The sequence below is a fragment of the Caldibacillus debilis DSM 16016 genome, from assembly GCF_000383875.1.
GTDB classification, from domain to species: Bacteria; Bacillota; Bacilli; order Bacillales; family Caldibacillaceae; genus Caldibacillus; species Caldibacillus debilis.
This window is the reverse complement of sequence record NZ_KB912882.1, coordinates 46483-64696: the sequence shown is the minus strand read 5'-3', so window position 1 is coordinate 64696 and position 18214 is coordinate 46483. Positions and strand designations below refer to the sequence as shown.

Below are 18214 nucleotides of genomic sequence, written 5' to 3'. Positions count from 1 at the left end.
CATGAAGAACATCGCGGAAAACCTGCACGATCTGCCCTTGGAGGAAGTCATCGGCGACCGCTTCAGCCGTTACAGCAAATATATCATTCAGGACCGCGCCCTTCCGGATGCCCGCGACGGCTTGAAGCCGGTCCAGCGGCGGATCCTGTACGCCATGTATGTGGAAGGCAATACGGCGGACAAACCTTACCGGAAGTCGGCGAAGACGGTGGGGAACGTGATCGGGAATTTCCATCCCCACGGCGATGTTGCCGTTTACGACGCGATGGTCCGGTTGAGCCAGGAATGGAAGATGCGCCATCTGCTGATTGAAATGCACGGCAACAACGGCAGCATCGACGGCGACCCGCCGGCGGCCATGCGGTATACCGAGGCGAGGCTCTCCCAGATCAGCACCGAGCTTTTGAGCGACATCGACAAGGACACGGTGCCTTTCGTTCCGAATTTCGACGACACCGACAAGGAGCCGGCCGTTTTGCCTTCCCGGTTCCCGAATCTCCTCGTGAACGGTTCGACGGGAATATCGGCCGGGTATGCGACGGATATTCCTCCTCACAATTTGGCGGAAGTGATCGACGGCGTCATCATGCGGATGGAAAATCCGGAATGCACCGTGGAGGATCTGATGCGGGTGATCAAGGGCCCGGATTTCCCGACGGGCGGGATCATCCAGGGGATCGACGGAATCAAGAAGGCATACGAAACGGGCAAGGGGAAAATCGTCGTCCGCGGCAAGGCGGAGATCGAGCGCTTGCGAAACGGGAGGGAACAAATCGTCATTACGGAGATCCCTTTCGAAGTCAATAAAGCCCAACTGGTCAAAAAAATCGACGAATTCCGTTACGAAAAGCGGGTGGACGGGATTGCCGACGTCCGCGACGAAACCGATCGGACGGGCTTGCGCATCGTCGTGGAATTGAAACGGGACGCGGACGCGGAAGGGGTTTTGAACTATCTCTACAAAAACAGCGATTTGCAGATCACGTACAATTTTAACATGGTGGCCATCCACAACCGCCGCCCGAAGCTGATGGGCCTTACGGATCTGCTGGATGCCTACATCGAACACCGGAAAGAAGTGGTGGAAAACCGCACCCGGCACGAACTGAAAAAGGCCCGGGACCGCAAGCATATCGTGGAAGGGTTGATGAAGGCCGTCTCGATTTTGGACGATGTCATCCGCACGATCCGGTCGTCCAAGGATAAAAAGGACGCAAAAATGCGGCTGATGGAGGAATTTTCTTTTACCGAGCCCCAATCGGAAGCGATCGTCAACTTGCAGCTGTACCGGCTGACCAATACGGATATCACCCAATTGCGCAAGGAAGACGAAGAACTGGCGAAAAAAATCAAGGAACTGTCTTCCATATTGGACAGCGATAAGAAGCTTTCCAAGGTCATCATCAAGGAATTGAAAGAAATCCGGGAAAAATACGGGGATGAAAGACGGACGGCCATCGAAGAGGAAATCGAAGAGATCAAAATCAACCTGGAAGTTTTGGTAGGAAATGAAGACGTGATCGCCAGCGTCACGCGGGAAGGGTACGTGAAAAGGACTTCGCTGCGTTCCTTTGCCGCTTCCAACCTCGAGGATTTCGGCATGAAGGAAGGGGATCATCTCCTTTCGGCCTTTGAAATGAATACGACGGACGTGTTGCTTTTGTTTACGAACAAAGGAAACTATTTGTATTGCCCCGTGCACATCCTGCCGGACATCCGCTGGAAGGAGCCGGGCCAGCACATTGCCAATCTCATCCCCGTGGAAAGGGACGAAGCGATCATCGGCGCCGTGCCGGTAAAGGATTTCAATCAGCCGGTATATCTTCTGTTTGTCACGAAAAAGGGAATGGTGAAAAAGACCGGGCTGAAAAATTACCAGGTGAACAGATATTCCAAACCGATGGCGGCGATCCTTCTGAAAGAAGGGGACGAATTGGCCGCCGTGCATGTCACGGACGGAACGAAAGAGCTCTTCCTTTCCACCTATTTCGGCTACGGATTGCGTTTTCACGAGAGCGAAATCAACCCCACCGGGGTGCGGAGCGCCGGGGTGAAGGGCATCAATTTGAAAAACGGCGACTTCGTCGTCTCCGGCCATCCGATTGAGGATGAACGGCAAACGATCGTCCTCGCCACCCAACGGGGAGCGGTCAAACGGATGCCCCTTTCGGAAATGGAGACCTCTTCGCGGGCAAAACGCGGGCTGATCATGCTCCGGGAATTGAAGAAAAACCCGCACCGGAACATCGGAACGGCTGCGGTCTATGATACGGATACGATCGCCGTCCGGACGGAAAAGAATGAAAAGGTGACCGTCCCGGTCAAGGAGATCCGGCTGGGCGACCGGTATTCGAACGGCTCCTTTGCCTTCGCCGCGGAAGACAAGGGATACGGGAAACAACTGTGGATCGAAAGGAACGGACCGGTCAAGGCAGGGGGCGGACAGCGGGCCTCGGATTTGGAGAATCAAGGGGAAGGAGAAGGCCGATGACGGATTTTTGGCGGGTGAGCGAGGAAAAAATACGCGAAGCGTATCAAAACGGGGAGTTTGACGACCTCCCCGGCTTCGGAAAACCGTTGGAACTGGAAGATTTGTCCTCCGTACCGGAAGAATTGCGGCTGGCCTACCGGCTGCTAAAAAACGCCAATTTTACCATCAGTGCCGAGGAGGATAAACTGAAACAGGAAATGCTGACGATTGAAAAGCTGATCCAGGCGTGCGGCGATGAAACGGAACGGGCCCGGCTGCAAAAAAAATTGACGGAAAAACTGCTGCGGTACAATCAATTTCTTTCCAAACGGCGGATCAAGACCAATTCCTCCGTTTTCAAAAATTACGCCGAAAAACTGGAAAAACGCTTTTTATGATGCGGATCAGGGCCAAACGGCTTCGCTGAAAATTTAATATAAAAATATTATGTAAACTATCGGGAACGGAAGTCGGGAAAAGTGGGAATCTGCCAATTCCGGAAGGGGATTGGCGGATTTTTTTATAGCCGGAAGCCGGCTCTCCGGCCCCGCGGCCGCTTGAAGCCGATGGGCCCATGCTGGGGAAAGAAGGGAAGATCCGGGGCGAATCCTTTGACCAATTTGTCGGTTTAGTTATAAACTGAAAGCGGGAGGATTGGAAATGAACGGCAAATTTCCGGGAACGACGCGGGATGAACGGCTGGGGATATTGCTTTGGTACCGGCTCTCGAGATTTTACAACCAAAGCGTCCGTCTGTCCAATCAACATTTGAAAAAATGGGGATTGACCTTGGCTCAATTCGATTGTCTGGTCCATATCGGGACCAACGAAAAAATCTGCCAGCGGGACCTGGCGGAAAAACTGCTGGTGACGAAGGGAAATATCGCCCAAATCCTGGCCAAAATGGAGAAGGCGGGCTGGATCAAAAGGGAAAAGGAATGGCGGACGAATTATCTTTTGTTGACCGAAAAGGGGAAAAAGCTCTTGGAAGCGGCGCTCCCCGAGCAGGAACGCTTCCAGGCGGCCCAATTTTCCCCTTTGACGGCGGAAGAGAAGAAAAGAATGCTCGCTTATTTGCGCAAGCTGCAAAAACAATGGGGAGGACGAAAATGATCTTGAAAGGGCTCCACCACGTCTCGTCGATCACGGCGGACGCGGCAAAAAACTATCATTTCTATACGAAGGTTTTAGGGCTCCGTCTCGTGAAAAAATCCGTCAATCAGGACGATATCTCCGTCTACCATCTTTACTACGGGGACGAGATCGGAAACCCGGGAACCGTGATGACTTTTTTTGAAATCCCGATGGCCGGGCGGAACCATGAAGGCGTCAACAGCATTTCCGCCGTATCCTTCCGGGTGCCGGATGATGAAGCTTTACACTACTGGAAGGAAAGATTCGAACGATTGAACGTTCAGCATGAGGACATCAAGGAACGGGCCGGCCGGCTGACCCTGGCCTTTCGGGACGGGGAGGGGCACCGGATGACCCTCGTCTCCGATGAAAATAATCGCGGGGTCCAGGGAGGAAGGCCGTGGGGACGTTCGGTTGTTCCGCGGCAATACGGCATCCTCGGGCTCGGCCCCGCGAAGCTTACGGTGGCCGATGGGGAAAAAACCGTCGCCGTTTTAACGGAATTATTAGGCTTCCGGAAAAAGGGCGAGTACCCTTCCGATGGCCCCGGCGGGTCCCGGATACAAGTTTTTGAAACGGGGGAAGGGGGAACCGGCGCGGAAGTCCATGTGGAGGAAAGAAAGGATCTTCCCAGGGAACGTTTGGGACGGGGCGGTGTCCATCATGTCGCCTTCCGCGTGGAAAATGAGGAAGAGCTGTATGAATGGGTGAAAATTTTGCGCGAACGGAACATTCCCAATTCCGGCTTCGTGGACCGTTTTTACTTCCGTTCCCTCTATTTCAGGGAACCGAACGGCATTTTGTTCGAATTGGCCACGGACGGCCCGGGATTTGCCAACGACGAGGAATTCGAGCATCTCGGCGAATCCCTCTCCCTGCCTCCATTTCTGGAGCCGATGAGGGAACGGATCGAATCCGTATTAAAACCGTTGGATACGGTCTGGAAGGAAGACGAATAAGCAGAGAGAAAGAGGGACGGCATTCCATGCCGATCATGTACGGAAAAACCTTCAGTCAAAGGTGGCGGGAGGATGAAACATTTTTACCGTAGGGGAAAAAGGGACGGAAGCCCCGTCTTGCTTCTGCTTCACGGAACGGGCGGAAACGAGTGCGATTTGCTTCCCCTGGCGAATATCCTGGATCCGGAAGCCGGCGTGCTCGGCGTCCGCGGCGAAGTGTCGGAAAACGGGATGGCCCGGTTTTTCCGCAGGATCCGCGAAGGCGTCTTCGACGTGGAGGATTTGGTTTTCCGCACCCGGCGATTGGCGGATTTTCTCGATTCCGCCGCGGAACAATATGCCTTCGACCGAAAGCGGGTCATTGCCGTCGGTTATTCCAACGGGGCGAACATGGCGGCAAGCCTCCTTTTCCATATTCCGGGCAGCCTGAAAGGGGCCCTCCTTTTCCATCCGATGGTCCCGCGGCGGGGAATCGCCCTTCCCGATTTAAGCGGGACGAAGGTGTGGATTGCCGCCGGGGAAGCGGATCCGATCTGTCCGAAAGAGGAAGCGGAAGAGCTGGAAAACCTGTTGCGGGGCGCCGGAAGCGACGTGACTGTCCATTGGGAAAAAGGAGGGCATTCGATCAAAAAATCGGAAGTGGAACAGGCGCGGCAATGGTATCAAAAGCATTTTTAACGGAAGACGGGGGAGCGAAGGCTTCCTCGTTTTTCCTTTGTTGACGGAATTTTTCAGCGGAGGGGGAGCAGTGCAAAGGTTAATTTATTATAAAAATATTATGTAAACAAAAAGGGAGGAAGACCTTTTTTGTCGATAATAGAAATGTCAATGATTTTGGCGAAACGCGGAATCGACGGCTCAAAATTTTGCGTTTTGCGTAAAATTGCTTTAGTATAAATTCCAGAAGGTTTTGGGAATCCGTTTCGGTTGGCCTAGGCCGCCGGCATCGGCAAAATTTGCGGAATTTGCCTTGGTCCAGGCGGCACCTTATCATACTTTAACAAAGGCGGAGTGAAACATGAAAAACAAGAAGACGATTTACTTTTTATGTACGGGCAATTCTTGCCGCAGCCAGATGGCTGAAGGATGGGCGAAAAAATATCTCGGCGATGAATGGGAAGTGTACAGTGCCGGCATCGAGGCTCACGGATTAAATCCGGCCGCCGTGAAGGTTATGAAAGAAGTGGGGATCGATATTTCGAACCAGACATCGGATGTCATCGATCCGAAAATATTGGATCAAGCAGATCTCGTTGTGACATTATGCGGCCATGCGGCGGACCATTGTCCGGTGACCCCGCCGCATGTGAAACGCGTCCATTGGGGATTTGATGATCCGGCAAAGGCGGAAGGAACGGAAGAGGAAAGATTGGCCGTATTCCGCCGTGTTCGCGATGAAATCGGCGAACGCATCAAGAAATTTGCCGAGACGGGCGAATAAGATGGATTGTGGAGCCGAGAAGAAGTTCTCGGCTGTTTTTATTCTATTTTTTTAAAATAAAATTTGCAATTTGCAAATAATATGCTATATATAAACATATAGGGGTGAAAAAATGGAAAATACGAGAGAGCTGTTTCAAGTGTTGACACGCCGTTTCGGATTGTTAAATAAAAATTGCTGTTCGATTGATTCCGAAAATATTTCGCTCGTTCAAAGCCATATTCTTTACGAAATTGATAAGGGAAAGTCCCCATCCATGCAACAGGTGGCCGATGCATTGGGGATGGATATTACGACGTTCAGCAGGCAGATTCAAAATTTGGTAAAAAGGGGACTCGTAAAAAAAACGCCGCTTCCCGAAGACCGCAGGGTATACACCTTGTCGTTGACCGCCGAAGGGAAATCAGTCGCGGCAGCCATCGATCAAGAAATCAACCGGTATTTGGATGAGATTTTTTCCCATATGTCGGAATTTGAGAAAGAAACCGTCATCCGTTCGATAAAGTTGTTGAATGAATGCATGGCAAAATCGAGCGTCTGCTGCAAACCGTTATTTTGAGGCAAGCCTTCCAAGCTTGCCTGTTCCTTGAGGATATACTTGCACTTTACAAATAAATGATAAGGAGAGAGACCCTATGGATCCAGGGATTCTTCAAGATTTTCTTGCGATCGTGTCCGAACTCACCCTTTTATTTTTGGGCATTTCATTCGTCATTTACCTTTTGGAAGGATATATTCCTTATGAGAAGATGCAAAGCTTGTTATCAAAGCGCCATCCGTTGTTCGGGGCACTGATCGCTGTCGCGTTTGCCTTCGTGACGCCCTTTTGCTCCTGTTCTACGATCCCGGTCGTCGTAACGCTTTTCAATCAGAAGGTCCGTTTCGGCATCGTGATGATTTTTCTCTTTGCTTCTCCTGTGCTCGATCCGACCATCTTGACGCTCATGGCCGCGGTGCTCGGAATAAAAACGGCGGCCGCTTACGCCATGATCACCGCTCTTTTATCCATACTGACCGGTTTTGCGCTTGAAAAACTGGGATTTGAAAATCAAGTGAAGCAGGTCATGGTGAAAGGAAAAGCCGATTTCGGAAAGAAACGAAAAGCAAAGGATGCCTTGTTGGAAACCCTGCGTTTAATGAAAACGGTTTTTCCGTATTTGCTTATCGGTGCGGGCATCGGAGCCATTATCCGCGGCGCCGTACCGACGGAATGGATATCAACCCATATGGGAGGTGATAAGTGGTGGCTTGTTCCCCTTGCAGCCATCATCGGGATCCCTTTGTATATCCGCCTTTCCGCGATGATTCCCATCTCGCAAATCCTGATTGCAAAAGGGATGGCATTGGGACCGGTCATGGCGCTGTTGATTAGCTCAGCAGGAGCAAGCCTGCCGGAGATCGCACTGTTGCACGGTATCTTTAGAAAAAAGCTGGTTTTGGCGTTTGTCGCCTCCGTCATAACAATGGCGGCATTGTCCGGATTTTTGTTCTATATCATTTAAGGAGGAATTCACATGAACATCTTGAAAGTTCTCTCGGGCAAATCCAGCGAAAAACAAGGCTGCTGCGCTATTCAAATTGTGGAAATGAAAGAAAGCGAAAAAATGGTCCCCATATCCGCAAAGGAACGGGAATGCTGTCCGTCCGGATCCGATCGCGAGTGTTGCTGAAACCGCAAGGAAAGGCATTAGGCGATCCCTAATGCCTTTTTCTGTCTGTATAAAATTTAGGAAGGGGGTTCACGAGCCATGCACAAAAAATATAGGTTTGCGTATTGCGAAAACGAATTGCTATTACTTCCTATAATTTATGTTATGTAAACTAGAAAAGCGAAAAAATCCATCTCGTACCTTTCTTTTCTTAACTATAGAGTGACACAATTTCCCCCACATTTAAAGCGCCCACGGCTACTATTGAGCCGTTGGCGCCTTTATCGAGTTGCAAAAACGCATGACAATTTTTTCGTGTCATGCGATTTTTTGCTAAGGCGTGATGTATTATTTCCGCCAAAATTTCGTATATTCCGCTTTATCCCGAATATTAAATTCAATCATTTTCCCAAGCAATTCGTAATTTACCGGCTCATTCCACGGAATTCGAAACAACCCTTTGGTAGCGCTGTAACCGGCTTTGGCGATGTCATCGGCAAAGTGCGCAATGCATACTTCTTCGGGTGAAACGCTCAAATGATGCTTCGCTGTGGAAAAGCCGATGATAAATGTGCCGTGATCGGTAAACATTGGCGTATTCCACTTGATTTGCGGTTCCAAATTTGGGAATTTATTTAAAACCCAGTTCAGAATTTCCTCTGTTCGGGCCCGGTGATCGGGGTTATCGATACCCGCCAAATATTTTGCAAAAACGTCCATGTCTTCCTCCTTCGATATTTGCTATTTCCGCCTTTGTTGGTATAATTTTGTCACAAACAGTGACAAAAATCTACCCAAACAATGCATTTTATGTGGGGAAGATTGTGTCACTCGACTATCCGGCGTTTTTTGGCGGGCAGCAGGTTAAACCACATGCGCTTTCCGTTCCCGTTTTTCCGCCGGGTCCTGCGATCAGACCGCTGGCCGGCCGGGGGTTTTTGATGCGCGAATGGAACTTCGATCACCCTCATCGGACCTTTGCAGATGGGGCACCGGAATATGTCCGCCATTTTTCGGACAAGTTCTGCGCTCGTTATTTTTTTGGTCATCGTCCTCTCCCTTTCGAAAAAAATCACAGGCGCGATCTGCCCGTGATTCAGAGCAAAGGGAGATGAGCCGTCCCCATGAAGAAGCCGTTCGAAGCGATTTCCCGGTCAACCTCTTATTCCGGACAAGCAAAAAGAAGATCCAATAAAAAAAAGGCAGAAAAACGATCTCGCTTTTTCCATAGCCTCTGTTAATGTTTAATGGTGATTTTTTCAATATTCAATAAAGATGTTTGTTTTATATGTTCATACTCATTGTAATGGTTCTATTTTTGAATCCTAATTTTTCGTACAGTTTAATCGCTTGATTTCCTGCATATACACTTAAGCGAACCTCTGAATATCCATCTTGTTTAAGATGTTCGATACCAGTTTCCATCAATTGTTTTGCAATTCCATTTCCCCTAAATTCCTCTAACACAAACAATTCATAAATAAATCCATATATCTTTTCAGTTAATTGGTCTTTACTTGTTCCGATAAGAATCCAACCCATTAGATTATCGCCTTCAGTTGCTATCAAATAATAGCTTCCTTTCTGCAATAATGGTTCAATAAGTTGTTTGACTTTTTCATCTGACGGTTTTGTTTCGCCTAATGTACCTTCGAATAATGCTTGTGGTGAAAGTGATAAAATCTTTTTATATTCCGAATCGTTTGGTTTTCTAATTTCCATAAATTGAGTTCTCCTCTCCCGGTATTTATAAGCCGATTGCCCGTAAATGACCTTTTAAAGCACTGAACTTAGATAGACAGATACTTTCAAAATTTTCTGTCATTTCAAATACAGATGTAAGCAGAAGCTCTTTGATATGTGGCGTGGTATTTTCGTTACTGCGGCTATCCACAAATGAGAACCAAGCAAGGTAATTATCAAGATATTTTGCAGCCACACCTTTAAAAAAAACGGTCAATCCTTCTTCATCCGAGAATGAAAACTGTTGATAGTTTCAATTTTGGTTTTTACAATGATCAAACCGCGTTCGATGTAGTTGTACAGCGTTTTGGCGCAGACCATTAGATCGTGGTTTGGGTACCTCTATTCATAACACGGTTTATCTATGGCTTTTATTTATTTTTTTGTGGCATTTCATTTTTACATCTAACCTAAAAAATTGATTTTGCATCTTGCGGCAATTCTTTTACGTGTTTTAGAAAAGCCAGCGCTCTTTTACATTCTTCCTCAGGAAATTGAAAACCATATACTTGTCCAACATGTTCAGCTGTTTTTTTGAATAAGTCATGGAATAAGAATAACGAATTCCAGATATTATCATAATTAGCATCTGTATACGTCTTCTCAAAGTCATTCCAAATTTCAGGCTCCAAGAACTTTTTTAAATACCTGCCTCCTTTCCCGATGGAGTATTTATAATCTGTTTTAATCCCCACATACCATTCAAGCATTTGAATTAATGGCTCACGCAAAACAATATCGATTAAACGCATTAACAATGGTAATTCTTGTCTCCAAATGGTTTTTGGAATATGGGCTCCTAATCCCCATATAAAACTATTGCAACAATCGTTATATAATTTTTCCGTTGGTTTTTTAAGTAAGATAACTTTGTTCACTTGGAGGCGGGATATCTGGAATATTGTGGTCTTTATCTAGTAAAACCCTTGTCAAACTGTCCTGAATCAGTTCATCCGCTTTATTTATGGGAATAAAATGCATATCAATTCGGTTCCCATCCATAAATTGTATTAAATAGGTATAACGGCCATCGCCAATGGGAGGCGGAAAAATTTTATCTTCGGGTTTTTCCATAAGCATTACTTCCCCAAAGTGAGACAAAATAAAGTTTTCATCTTTAAATGGTTCAACATCCGTAACTAAATATACAATATCATAATCTTGAAATATATCTTTCTTTATATTCGGATTTACACGAGAACCGTTCATTAGCACTCCGCGTATACGATGATCTTTTTTAGCAAATGTAATGATCAAATCCAACATTTCTTGTTCGGTTCTCGTTTTCACTTGTATCCCCCTTTTTTGTTGCTGTTATATTAAGAAAGAGGGTTATCTTCCCGATCTGCATTTCTATCGTTGAATCCCCATTCCATTTCCCCCGAATGGTTTTTTGTGCTGATAATCATTCCTGTCCCGTTGGTGAAGAAGAAAGGTTGCCGCAGATCCCAATGGGATGGTTTTTATTGAAAAGTCCATCTCCCCTCCCCCTTCGGTCTTCAAATTCGGCGGAATTCTCATCGGATGGTCCGCGGCAAACGATCCTTATTTTAACCATCCGTTCCGTTTGAACCATTGATACAACCCCGTCCCCAGAAGGGCCATGAAAATCAGCACGGCAAAATAACCGTATTTCCATTTCAGCTCGGGCATGTTGGAAAAATTCATCCCGTAAATTCCCGTGATCAGCGTCAGCGGCATGAAGATCGTCGTGATGACGGTCAAAACCTGGATGATCCGGTTTGTCCGGTGGGTGTTGATCGAAAGATGGTTTTCCCGGATGTCGGCCGTGATTTCCCGGGTGGATTCGATCATTTCCGAGATTTTCAACAGATGGTCGTAGATATCTTTGATGTAGGCCCTGTCCGTCTTGTGCCGGATCAAATGTTCCGAATCCAGGATTTCCATGACGATTTCCTGCATCGGGTGGATGGTATGCCGGAGATATAAAAGCTGTCTTCGGATTTGAAAAAGCTGTTCAAACAAGGTTTCCATATTTCTTTGTTCGTCGAGGACGTTGATGCGGTCTTCCAAATCGTAAAGAATCGGAAAAAAATCGTCGACGGTCTTGTCCAAAATCAGATAGAAGACGTAAAAGGGGCCCCATCTTTTCGTCACCGTCCCCATCGTGATTTCCTTCCAGGCCCGCTCCACCTGATCCGATTTCTCGGAATGGAAAGTGACGATGTAGCGGTCGGCCAAAAAGATATTGATTTCCTTCTTTTGTATTTTTTCCGTGTGCAGATAATGGAGGACAAAAAAGGCGTAGCCTTCGTAATAATCGATTTTCGGCCTTTGCAGCCGGTTCACGCAGTCTTCGACGGCGAGCGGGTGGAAGCCGAAGAATCGTTCCAATTCGGCGATTTCCTTTTCGTCCGGAAGGTTAAAATCCGTCCAAAACCAGCGGATTTCATTCTCCTTTGCTTTCAGTTCCTCCAGGGACAGACCGGTTGCAATGGTATTGTCTTCCAGGACGGCTGTCGTGCGGATCACCTTTCTCCCTGCTTTCCAATGAATTCTTTCGGCAAGCTTTTTCAGCGAATGCTACGAATGCCGCGTCGAAAAAAGCGCGGACGACGGATTCGGCCGGGATCCCGCCTTTCGTCAACGGGGGCGGCAAAACGCCAAAACCGGCTTCTTTCTAAAGATAAGGCGGCAAAAAGAAGCTCATCTTGCTGCGACTGAGATGGAAGCCTCCATCACGGAGCGGGCCCCGTTAGCTGGTTTGAGCCGGCCCCGGGGGCCTTTTCGCCAAAGACTTGCGGCGGCGGATGCCGCGTGAAGGTTGCGTTGGTCAACCAAGAGCTTTTCACCAAAGACTTGCGGCGGCGACCCCCAATAAGATCCCGATCATGGCGCTCGACAGGGTGCCGATCAAATAATATTCCGCAAATTGCTTCTGATCGAACTGCTTAAATCGGGTTAATGTTTTTATCGCAGCCAAAAACGCCAGCCCTTCGGGCAGACGGATCATCAACAGGAGCACAATGAGCGAACGTTCCAGCATGCCGATCGTTTTTCCGGTCTTTTCCGGCGAATCGCGGAAATAATGCTCCGTTTTGACGGTGGTAATTTCCGTCTCCTCTCTCCCGCTTATGGCATATTTTGTTTTGATTTCCGTCCTTTCATCCGATATGCGGAACACGCCTTCCTCCAGCTGATCGACGGGGGCGATATTCTTCAGGAGGATGGCGAGAAGAGTTCCGGCTCCGGACGTGGCCCAGATGAAAATGCAAAGGGTGGCGGCCGCCTTTTCAGATACGGACAAATTGCCCGAAAAAAGCCCTTCGAGGCCGCCGGAGACCGCCGCACCGCCGGTAAGGAGCCGAAGCAGGAACAATATGAGGAACAGATGGGCGGCCTGGTCAAGCAGGAACAGCAGGGCCCGGGATCCGGGCCTTTGCAATTTTCCGCCCAGCCGAAGCGTTGCCGCGTCCACGGCAAAATGGGCGATGGCGATCAGGATGGCGGCCGTTTCCAATGCCCCCAGCAAGCGGAGGGAAGAATGCGGGTCGGTAAAAAAGATAAACAGTCCGGCGGCAAACATGAACAGGAGATGGACGAAAGCGTGGCGGAGGAGCGCTCCTCCCTTCCGGTCCATGCTTTTCTCCGCAACTGCGTCCGGAAAAACGGCAAAATCCCCCAGCAAATGGGCGGCATAGAAATAGATCCACAAAGTTATCGCTCCTTCTGGTTCAATTCCTTTTCATACAGGATGAGCAGCCGGATGAAGCTCTCTTCCACCGCCTTCAGTTTTTGGTAATCGGCCCGTTTCAGCAGATGGCTGACCGTCGACTTCGGCGACTTGTACCCGAGGTGCGCGCCGATTTTTTCATAGGTCCATTCCGGATGTTTTTCGATCGTTTCGATCACTTGTCTTTGCTTTTCCGACCATCCCCTGCGGATCGTCGTGATAAAGTTGAACAAGGCGTTCAACGGTCCTTCCGGGACGTGTTCGGAGGAAAAATAGACGCTGGTTTCCGAATCCGGACCGTTCCAGATCCGCGCGTCTTCGCTTTTTTCCTTCAAATGTTTGTCCCTGGCTTCAAAGGCCCGGATCACCGCGCTGCCGTTCATGGTATGTACGCTGCGGCCGGCCGTTTCCAATCCGCCGATGCCGATCCCCAGGTAAAAGGGGCATTTCCGGAGTGCCGACAGGGTTAACAATCGTTTGACGACCGGATAGACGGAAGAAAAATTTTCACTGACGCCGACCAGTTCATCCCCGTTCCGGACGGAAAAGGGAATGATCAGGTCCCCGGAAAATTCCCGGTTGAGGGTTTCCCGGCATTCTTCCAGGACTTGAATGAGATAGGCTTTTTCCATCTGTTTCGAATGTTTCACGTCGGCGGCAAAACAGACAGCAGGCACAGGCATCCTCTTCTCCCTCTTAGTTGATGTTTTTATATCAATCTTTCGCATGTTGTCGAAAAAACATCAACATTCTTCCCGATGATATAAGGATAGCGGAAATCCGGAGCATTTGCAACGGATGGCGGATAAAACGCCGAGGCCGTTCCCGCCTGCCCGTTCAAGCAAAACTTCCGAAGCGGCTGCCAAAGAAAACATGGCCGCCCCGGGTATGCGCCCGCCATCTTTCTTTCGGAAAAGGTCGGACACCCCGGACGATCCTGCCGTTTTTCCGGGTCCGCCGGAAAGGACCGGGCCGCCGCGGGAACGCCAAACCCGCCATTCAGCCGTCCCTTCCCCCCGCCTTCCTTGTATCGGCCGGCAGAAACCGGACATCGGCATCCCTCCCCTTTTCCAAAGGTTTCGTTTGAAAGCCCGCCACCCTTCCTTTTTCATAAACGAAGTGATATTCGTAGGGGCCTTCCCCCTTCAGCATGGTCGGGAGAAAATATTGGAGATTGGCGATGCCCGCATTGTCCGGATGGAGGATCCAGTTCAGTTTTTTCCAATCGAGGATCCCTTCATCGGTTTTGACCGGGGTGGGGTACGGGAAATCGGCGGGGAGTTCGGCCAAAAAGGCATACATGCCCCCTTCCTCCTCCCCGTCGACCCGCCAGGTGACGATCCCCTTGAATTCCATATCGGAAAGGATGATTCCCGTTTCTTCGCCGATTTCCCGCAAGATGCATTGATCGGGGGTCTCGTTTTCGGCGATCTTCCCGCCGACCCCGTTCCAGCATCCCATCCAGGAAGGTTTTTCCCGGTTCAGGAGCAAAATTTCGTCCTTTCGCTTTAAAAATCCGATCGTATACTTCAGCATCCTTCCAACCTCGTTTCGGTCCGATTCAACGGAAAAAGGTTACGGATCAGGGTTTGCTATGCGGGAAAGGGTTTTGCGCGCAAAAAATTGCCTTCCGGCCATTCACGTCAGGGCTTGAAATGTTGCACGACAACCCCTTTTCCGTTTCCCGCTTCCACCTCCGCAAACGCACCGTTGACGAAGGTGATTTGCGGCGGCTGATGCCCGCAATCGATGTCATAGACAATCGGGACTCCCAATTCGGAAGACAGATCGCGATAAACGTCTTCGGCGGTATAACCTTCAACCGGTTCGTTGGCCTTGCTTGCCCGAACAATATTCCGGCGCAATGATCGAACCACCCGGCAAGCTTCATCTGCACGAGGGAACGGCGCAAATCGGCGGCGGAAAGTTCACAGTTTTCCATGTACCAAAGGATCGGTTCGCCGGGCAGATGCTTTTCCCTGAACGCCCGGACATCGCCGTAAGGGGTGCCGATCAAATGCCGGATGACGTCGATCCAGCCGCCCAGCAATCTTCCCTAAAATTTCAGGCTGACCGGTAACGGTTTTCCAACGGGTCTCTTCCGTCAAATGAAAGACGCGGGGAGAAAAGACGCGGGGAGAATCGTTCCGCTGCCAGGACCGCTGGTATTTTTGGGAAGAGCGCTGGGTGATGGAACCGCCGGTTTCCGTCGACAAAACCTTTTCCCACATGGCCGTCGTTTCATCGGTTTCTTCCCCGCGCAAATCGATGAAATTTGTCCCGTGGGCGGTGGCGATTCCGGTCTTCAAGGTCATGGCCAAAAGCAAAGTGCTTGTGTCGGAATAGCCCAACACCCATTTCGTTTTTATTTTATCAAAATCGATATGTTCCAAAATTTCGATGAGCAGTTCGCCGCCCCAGGGCGGAAAGATGAGGTCGATCGCATCGTTTTCCATCATTTTCATCCATTCCGCGGCCCTTTTTTCGGCGCTCGCCGACTTTGCCTTTTCTTGCGTCCATACCGTCTCCCCCAAAACGATCCGGTAGCCTCTTTTTTCCATCCGTTCCTTCGCTTTGCGCAGCAGGGGATGAAGCTCGGGTTTAACCCCGCTTGAGGTTGCCGTAACGCCGATGGCCGCTCCTCTTTTGAAAACGGGATATTGGATCAAGATGCGATGGCCCCCTTTTTCTCGGAAAACTTCGGATACGCCGGTTTTCCGTTTCCTTTTGTCCGCAGATCCTTTGGCGGATGCGTCCGGATCGTTTCATACAACAAAAGTTCGACATCTTTCCCCTTTTCCCTGCTCCTTTCCTTTCATCCGATTCAATTTTCGCATACAGGGACATTTTTTGCGAATGATTGGAAATATCAATAATTTCTATCAATGAAATCAATTAGACGAGGGATTCTTTTCCGGGTTAAAATTTAATTCGAAACCGATTCCGAAAGGTAATGATTCAGGGAAAGGCCATGAAAGGCAACGTATTTATAGTGTTTATAATCGATTCTTTCCGTGCGGAAACCCAAACATCGGGATCATGCGCCTGAGGCTTGCCGGATTTGCTCCTTTAGCGGGATGAATGTTTTCGGACGAATTGGACAAGATCTATCGGCCGCAACACCCGCCGGCCCATTCGTTGATGCGGGTGTAAGCATTTTTTCATCATCGCTTTCATCGGTTTGAATCTGCAACTCCCCGAAAAACTTCGCCGCCGGAACCGTCGGTCCGGACGGGACCGAAGAAGTGCTTCGAACCAGGCATTTCCGCCGGCTGGAAGTTTTTATATCCCAGCAGGCGTTCGTTTTTTCCCGCGCCGGGAACGGCTGTCTTTCCTCCCTTCCATGCAGAAAAACCCTTGCAGACAAAACCGGACAGGAAATATATATTTTTCCGGGCATGGACGCTTGTCCCCTCCTTTCGCGGCGGCATCCTTTAAAGGAATCTGGGAATCTTTCCAATAGGGTTGGTGAGCACCCGTGGATCTTGAAGAAATAAAAACCTTTCTTGCCGTGGCCAGATTGAAAAATTTCACTTGGGCGGCGGATGAACTGCATGTCACCCAATCGACCGTCACGTCAAGGATCAAAAATTTAGAACGGTTTTACGGCCAGCATCTGTTTTTGCGGACGAACAAAAAAGTGGATTTGTCCCCTTTCGGCAAAGAAATTTTGCCCCTGTTCGAACAACAGTTAAAGCTGATCGAAGACAGCAAAAAAATCGCCCGCAGGTTTCAATCGGAAAGGAAACGGATCCGGTTCGGCATCACCTATTCGTTGTGGGACAGCCGCTTTACCGATTGGGTGGATCGATTGGCCGGAACGGATGAAAACCTCCGTTTCTCTTTCCATGCCGATCATTCCCACATCATTGTGGATGAGGTTTTGGGAGGCAGGATCGATATCGGGCTGGTTTATCACGGGCCGGAAGATGCGGAGATCAAAAAGGAAACCTTCGGGGAAGATACCTTTTTCCTTTATTGTGCCAGAAATTTTCAAATCAAACGGAAGCTGGGTCCCGGGGACCTGAACGCCCTTCCCCTCATATACTTGAACTGGGGAAGAACTTTCGAACATTGGTTTCGCCAGGAATTTGGCGAGGAGTATGTTCCCTTCGTCGAGGTCGGCCACAGTCAGGCGCTGCTGGAGTTTGTCCGAAACGGAAAAGGTCTCGCCTTCATTCCCGAACGAATCGTTCAGCTGTCCGGGGAGAAAATGTTTTTCAAGAAGCTGGATTATGAGCCCCGGCATAAAATGGAGCAACAGCCGATCCATCTCATTTACCGGAAAACCGCCGTTCAAGATGAACTCATCGCCAGGGCCATCCAATGCGTAAAGGAGATTTTTCGAAAAAAACAAAGACAGCATTCACCCCCAAAAATGGCCGTCGAATGAATGCTGTCTTTTCTTTTGGCATCGATCAATCGTTGCCCGCCTTGCGGCTGCGCCTTTCCAGCAACACCACATCCCGCCAGACGCCGTTCAGTTTGCCGATCCGCTCCTGAACGCCGATTTTCCGGAATCCGGCCTTTTCGTGGAGGGAGAGGCTTGCGCTGTTTTCCGGGAATATGCCGGCTTGCAGCGTCCAATAGCCTTTTTTCTCCGATTCTTCGATGATGGCTTGCAGAAGTTTCTTTCCAACCCCCTTTCCCCTGCTCCGATCCCGGATATAGATGCTTACCTCGCCCACCCCCGCATAGGCGCAACGGCTGGAAACTTTGCTGACCTTCACCCAGCCGTGGATGCCCTCTTCGTCTTCGGCGACCAGGCACAAACCGTCGGCGACGGAGGACACCCATTTCTCGTACGCGGGAGATTCCGTATCAAAAGTGGCATTTCCGGTCGCGATCCCCTGCTCATAAATTTCTTTCACCTGGGGCCAATCTTCTTTACGAAAGCTGCGGATGTTCATCGGAAGCCTCCTGTTCGTCGAGTCCGTCCATTTTGGAATGGACTCGGTGTTTTGAATGCGTGGTCTTTTGCCGACAAGCTGTTCCAATCTTTTTCGCCGGCAAATTCATCGCCGGATCGGGATTCATCCGGCCGCCTCGCCGGTGGCCGGACCGTCCAATTCTTCGGCGGGTGTTCCGAAAAAAGCCCAAAGTCGTCCCGAATCGGCCGTTGCG

General features: G+C 49.5%; 20 protein-coding genes and 2 pseudogenes. 11 read left to right on the top strand and 11 right to left on the bottom strand.

Annotated features, from left to right (window positions below; all coding sequences use genetic code 11):
* Position 1: 1 nt before the first annotated feature.
* The 9 genes from parC (at position 2) to A3EQ_RS22445 (ending at position 7674) form a co-directional block, all read left to right on the top strand.
* On the top strand, positions 2-2491 hold the full coding sequence (gene parC, locus A3EQ_RS0106130) for a DNA topoisomerase IV subunit A (protein ID WP_020154305.1): 2490 nt from the start codon (positions 2-4) through the stop codon (positions 2489-2491).
* Complete coding sequence (locus A3EQ_RS0106125; RefSeq protein ID WP_020154304.1) at positions 2488-2868, top strand: DnaJ family domain-containing protein; 381 nt, start codon at positions 2488-2490, stop codon at positions 2866-2868. The genes parC and A3EQ_RS0106125 overlap by 4 nt, the downstream gene beginning before the upstream one ends.
* 262 nt (positions 2869-3130) lie before the next feature.
* Positions 3131-3583, top strand: coding sequence for a MarR family winged helix-turn-helix transcriptional regulator (locus A3EQ_RS0106115; protein ID WP_020154302.1), 453 nt, complete (start codon positions 3131-3133; stop codon positions 3581-3583).
* Complete coding sequence (locus A3EQ_RS0106110) at positions 3580-4563, top strand: ring-cleaving dioxygenase (RefSeq protein ID WP_020154301.1); 984 nt, start codon at positions 3580-3582, stop codon at positions 4561-4563. The genes A3EQ_RS0106115 and A3EQ_RS0106110 overlap by 4 nt, the downstream gene beginning before the upstream one ends.
* Before the next feature lie 72 nt (positions 4564-4635).
* On the top strand, positions 4636-5241 hold the full coding sequence (locus tag A3EQ_RS0106105; RefSeq protein WP_020154300.1) for an alpha/beta hydrolase: 606 nt from the start codon (positions 4636-4638) through the stop codon (positions 5239-5241).
* 340 nt (positions 5242-5581) lie between these two features.
* On the top strand, positions 5582-6004 hold the full coding sequence (gene arsC, locus A3EQ_RS0106100) for an arsenate reductase (thioredoxin) (protein ID WP_020154299.1): 423 nt from the start codon (positions 5582-5584) through the stop codon (positions 6002-6004).
* A 112-nt stretch (positions 6005-6116) separates the two neighbouring features.
* Positions 6117-6563, top strand: coding sequence for a MarR family winged helix-turn-helix transcriptional regulator (locus A3EQ_RS0106095; protein ID WP_020154298.1), 447 nt, complete (start codon positions 6117-6119; stop codon positions 6561-6563).
* Between the two features lie 76 nt (positions 6564-6639).
* On the top strand, positions 6640-7506 hold the full coding sequence (locus tag A3EQ_RS0106090) for a permease (RefSeq protein ID WP_020154297.1): 867 nt from the start codon (positions 6640-6642) through the stop codon (positions 7504-7506).
* Positions 7507-7518: 12 nt separating this feature from the next.
* Complete coding sequence (locus A3EQ_RS22445) at positions 7519-7674, top strand: hypothetical protein (RefSeq protein WP_020154296.1); 156 nt, start codon at positions 7519-7521, stop codon at positions 7672-7674.
* Between the two features lie 327 nt (positions 7675-8001).
* Here A3EQ_RS22445 and A3EQ_RS0106080 read toward each other — a convergent pair whose 3' ends face one another.
* Positions 8002-8373, bottom strand: coding sequence for an iron chaperone (locus A3EQ_RS0106080; RefSeq protein ID WP_020154295.1), 372 nt, complete (start codon positions 8371-8373; stop codon positions 8002-8004).
* Positions 8374-8477: 104 nt separating this feature from the next.
* Between A3EQ_RS0106080 and A3EQ_RS22440 the strand changes: the two genes are divergently transcribed.
* Positions 8478-8768 (top strand): hypothetical protein, encoded by a 291-nt coding sequence (locus A3EQ_RS22440; RefSeq protein WP_154652825.1) that lies wholly within the window; start codon positions 8478-8480, stop codon positions 8766-8768.
* A gap of 169 nt (positions 8769-8937) precedes the next feature.
* On the opposite strand, the gene A3EQ_RS0106065 is transcribed toward A3EQ_RS22440, so the two are convergent.
* The 9 genes and pseudogenes from A3EQ_RS0106065 to A3EQ_RS20695 all read right to left on the bottom strand — a co-directional run bounded on the left by A3EQ_RS0106065 (position 8938) and on the right by A3EQ_RS20695 (position 15759).
* A complete protein-coding gene (locus A3EQ_RS0106065; RefSeq protein WP_020154293.1) occupies positions 8938-9375 on the bottom strand; it encodes a GNAT family N-acetyltransferase in 438 nt (145 codons plus the stop codon).
* A 25-nt stretch (positions 9376-9400) separates the two neighbouring features.
* A pseudogene (locus tag A3EQ_RS22075) lies at positions 9401-9654 on the bottom strand (hypothetical protein); the annotation flags it as partial.
* Positions 9655-9806: 152 nt separating this feature from the next.
* Positions 9807-10274, bottom strand: a complete 468-nt coding sequence (locus A3EQ_RS23100; RefSeq protein WP_280510703.1) for an aminoglycoside 6-adenylyltransferase — start codon at positions 10272-10274, stop codon at positions 9807-9809.
* Entirely contained in the window at positions 10252-10686 is a 435-nt protein-coding gene (locus A3EQ_RS23095) for an aminoglycoside 6-adenylyltransferase (protein ID WP_280510702.1), read from the bottom strand. Before A3EQ_RS23095 ends, A3EQ_RS23100 begins: the two co-directional genes overlap by 23 nt.
* 255 nt (positions 10687-10941) lie before the next feature.
* Entirely contained in the window at positions 10942-11889 is a 948-nt protein-coding gene (gene corA, locus A3EQ_RS0106040; RefSeq protein ID WP_020154290.1) for a magnesium/cobalt transporter CorA, read from the bottom strand.
* A gap of 316 nt (positions 11890-12205) precedes the next feature.
* Positions 12206-13072 carry a DUF3307 domain-containing protein gene (locus A3EQ_RS0106035; protein ID WP_020154289.1) on the bottom strand — a complete coding sequence of 289 codons (867 nt, stop codon included), beginning with the start codon at positions 13070-13072 and terminating at the stop codon, positions 12206-12208.
* Between the two features lie 2 nt (positions 13073-13074).
* On the bottom strand, positions 13075-13773 hold the full coding sequence (locus tag A3EQ_RS0106030; protein ID WP_020154288.1) for a SatD family protein: 699 nt from the start codon (positions 13771-13773) through the stop codon (positions 13075-13077).
* A 316-nt stretch (positions 13774-14089) separates the two neighbouring features.
* A complete protein-coding gene (locus A3EQ_RS20700) occupies positions 14090-14626 on the bottom strand; it encodes an NUDIX hydrolase (RefSeq protein WP_020154285.1) in 537 nt (178 codons plus the stop codon).
* Positions 14627-14733: 107 nt separating this feature from the next.
* A pseudogene (locus A3EQ_RS20695) lies at positions 14734-15759 on the bottom strand (S66 family peptidase).
* Between the two features lie 809 nt (positions 15760-16568).
* Between A3EQ_RS20695 and A3EQ_RS0105995 the strand changes: the two are divergent.
* Positions 16569-17483, top strand: a complete 915-nt coding sequence (locus tag A3EQ_RS0105995) for a LysR family transcriptional regulator (RefSeq protein ID WP_020154282.1) — start codon at positions 16569-16571, stop codon at positions 17481-17483.
* Positions 17484-17508: 25 nt separating this feature from the next.
* Here A3EQ_RS0105995 and A3EQ_RS0105990 read toward each other — a convergent pair whose 3' ends face one another.
* On the bottom strand, positions 17509-18000 hold the full coding sequence (locus A3EQ_RS0105990) for a GNAT family N-acetyltransferase (RefSeq protein ID WP_020154281.1): 492 nt from the start codon (positions 17998-18000) through the stop codon (positions 17509-17511).
* Positions 18001-18214 lie beyond the last annotated feature (214 nt).

Excerpts from the sequence above, each read along its gene's own strand:
- A3EQ_RS0106095 (WP_020154298.1), top strand. The coding sequence starts at position 6,117 with ATGGAAAATACGAGAGAGCTGTTTCAAGTGTTGACACGCCGTTTCGGA.
- arsC (WP_020154299.1), top strand. The coding sequence starts at position 5,582 with ATGAAAAACAAGAAGACGATTTACTTTTTATGTACGGGCAATTCTTGC.
- A3EQ_RS22445 (WP_020154296.1), top strand. The coding sequence starts at position 7,519 with ATGAACATCTTGAAAGTTCTCTCGGGCAAATCCAGCGAAAAACAAGGC.
- A3EQ_RS0106065 (WP_020154293.1), bottom strand. The coding sequence starts at position 9,375 with ATGGAAATTAGAAAACCAAACGATTCGGAATATAAAAAGATTTTATCA.
- A3EQ_RS0105990 (WP_020154281.1), bottom strand. The coding sequence starts at position 18,000 with ATGAACATCCGCAGCTTTCGTAAAGAAGATTGGCCCCAGGTGAAAGAA.
- A3EQ_RS20700 (WP_020154285.1), bottom strand. The coding sequence starts at position 14,626 with ATGCTGAAGTATACGATCGGATTTTTAAAGCGAAAGGACGAAATTTTG.
- A3EQ_RS0106080 (WP_020154295.1), bottom strand. The coding sequence starts at position 8,373 with ATGGACGTTTTTGCAAAATATTTGGCGGGTATCGATAACCCCGATCAC.
- A3EQ_RS0106110 (WP_020154301.1), top strand. The coding sequence starts at position 3,580 with ATGATCTTGAAAGGGCTCCACCACGTCTCGTCGATCACGGCGGACGCG.
- A3EQ_RS0106125 (WP_020154304.1), top strand. The coding sequence starts at position 2,488 with ATGACGGATTTTTGGCGGGTGAGCGAGGAAAAAATACGCGAAGCGTAT.
- A3EQ_RS0106105 (WP_020154300.1), top strand. The coding sequence starts at position 4,636 with ATGAAACATTTTTACCGTAGGGGAAAAAGGGACGGAAGCCCCGTCTTG.
- A3EQ_RS0106090 (WP_020154297.1), top strand. The coding sequence starts at position 6,640 with ATGGATCCAGGGATTCTTCAAGATTTTCTTGCGATCGTGTCCGAACTC.
- A3EQ_RS0106115 (WP_020154302.1), top strand. The coding sequence starts at position 3,131 with ATGAACGGCAAATTTCCGGGAACGACGCGGGATGAACGGCTGGGGATA.
- A3EQ_RS0106030 (WP_020154288.1), bottom strand. The coding sequence starts at position 13,773 with ATGCCTGTGCCTGCTGTCTGTTTTGCCGCCGACGTGAAACATTCGAAA.
- parC (WP_020154305.1), top strand. The coding sequence starts at position 2 with ATGAAGAACATCGCGGAAAACCTGCACGATCTGCCCTTGGAGGAAGTC.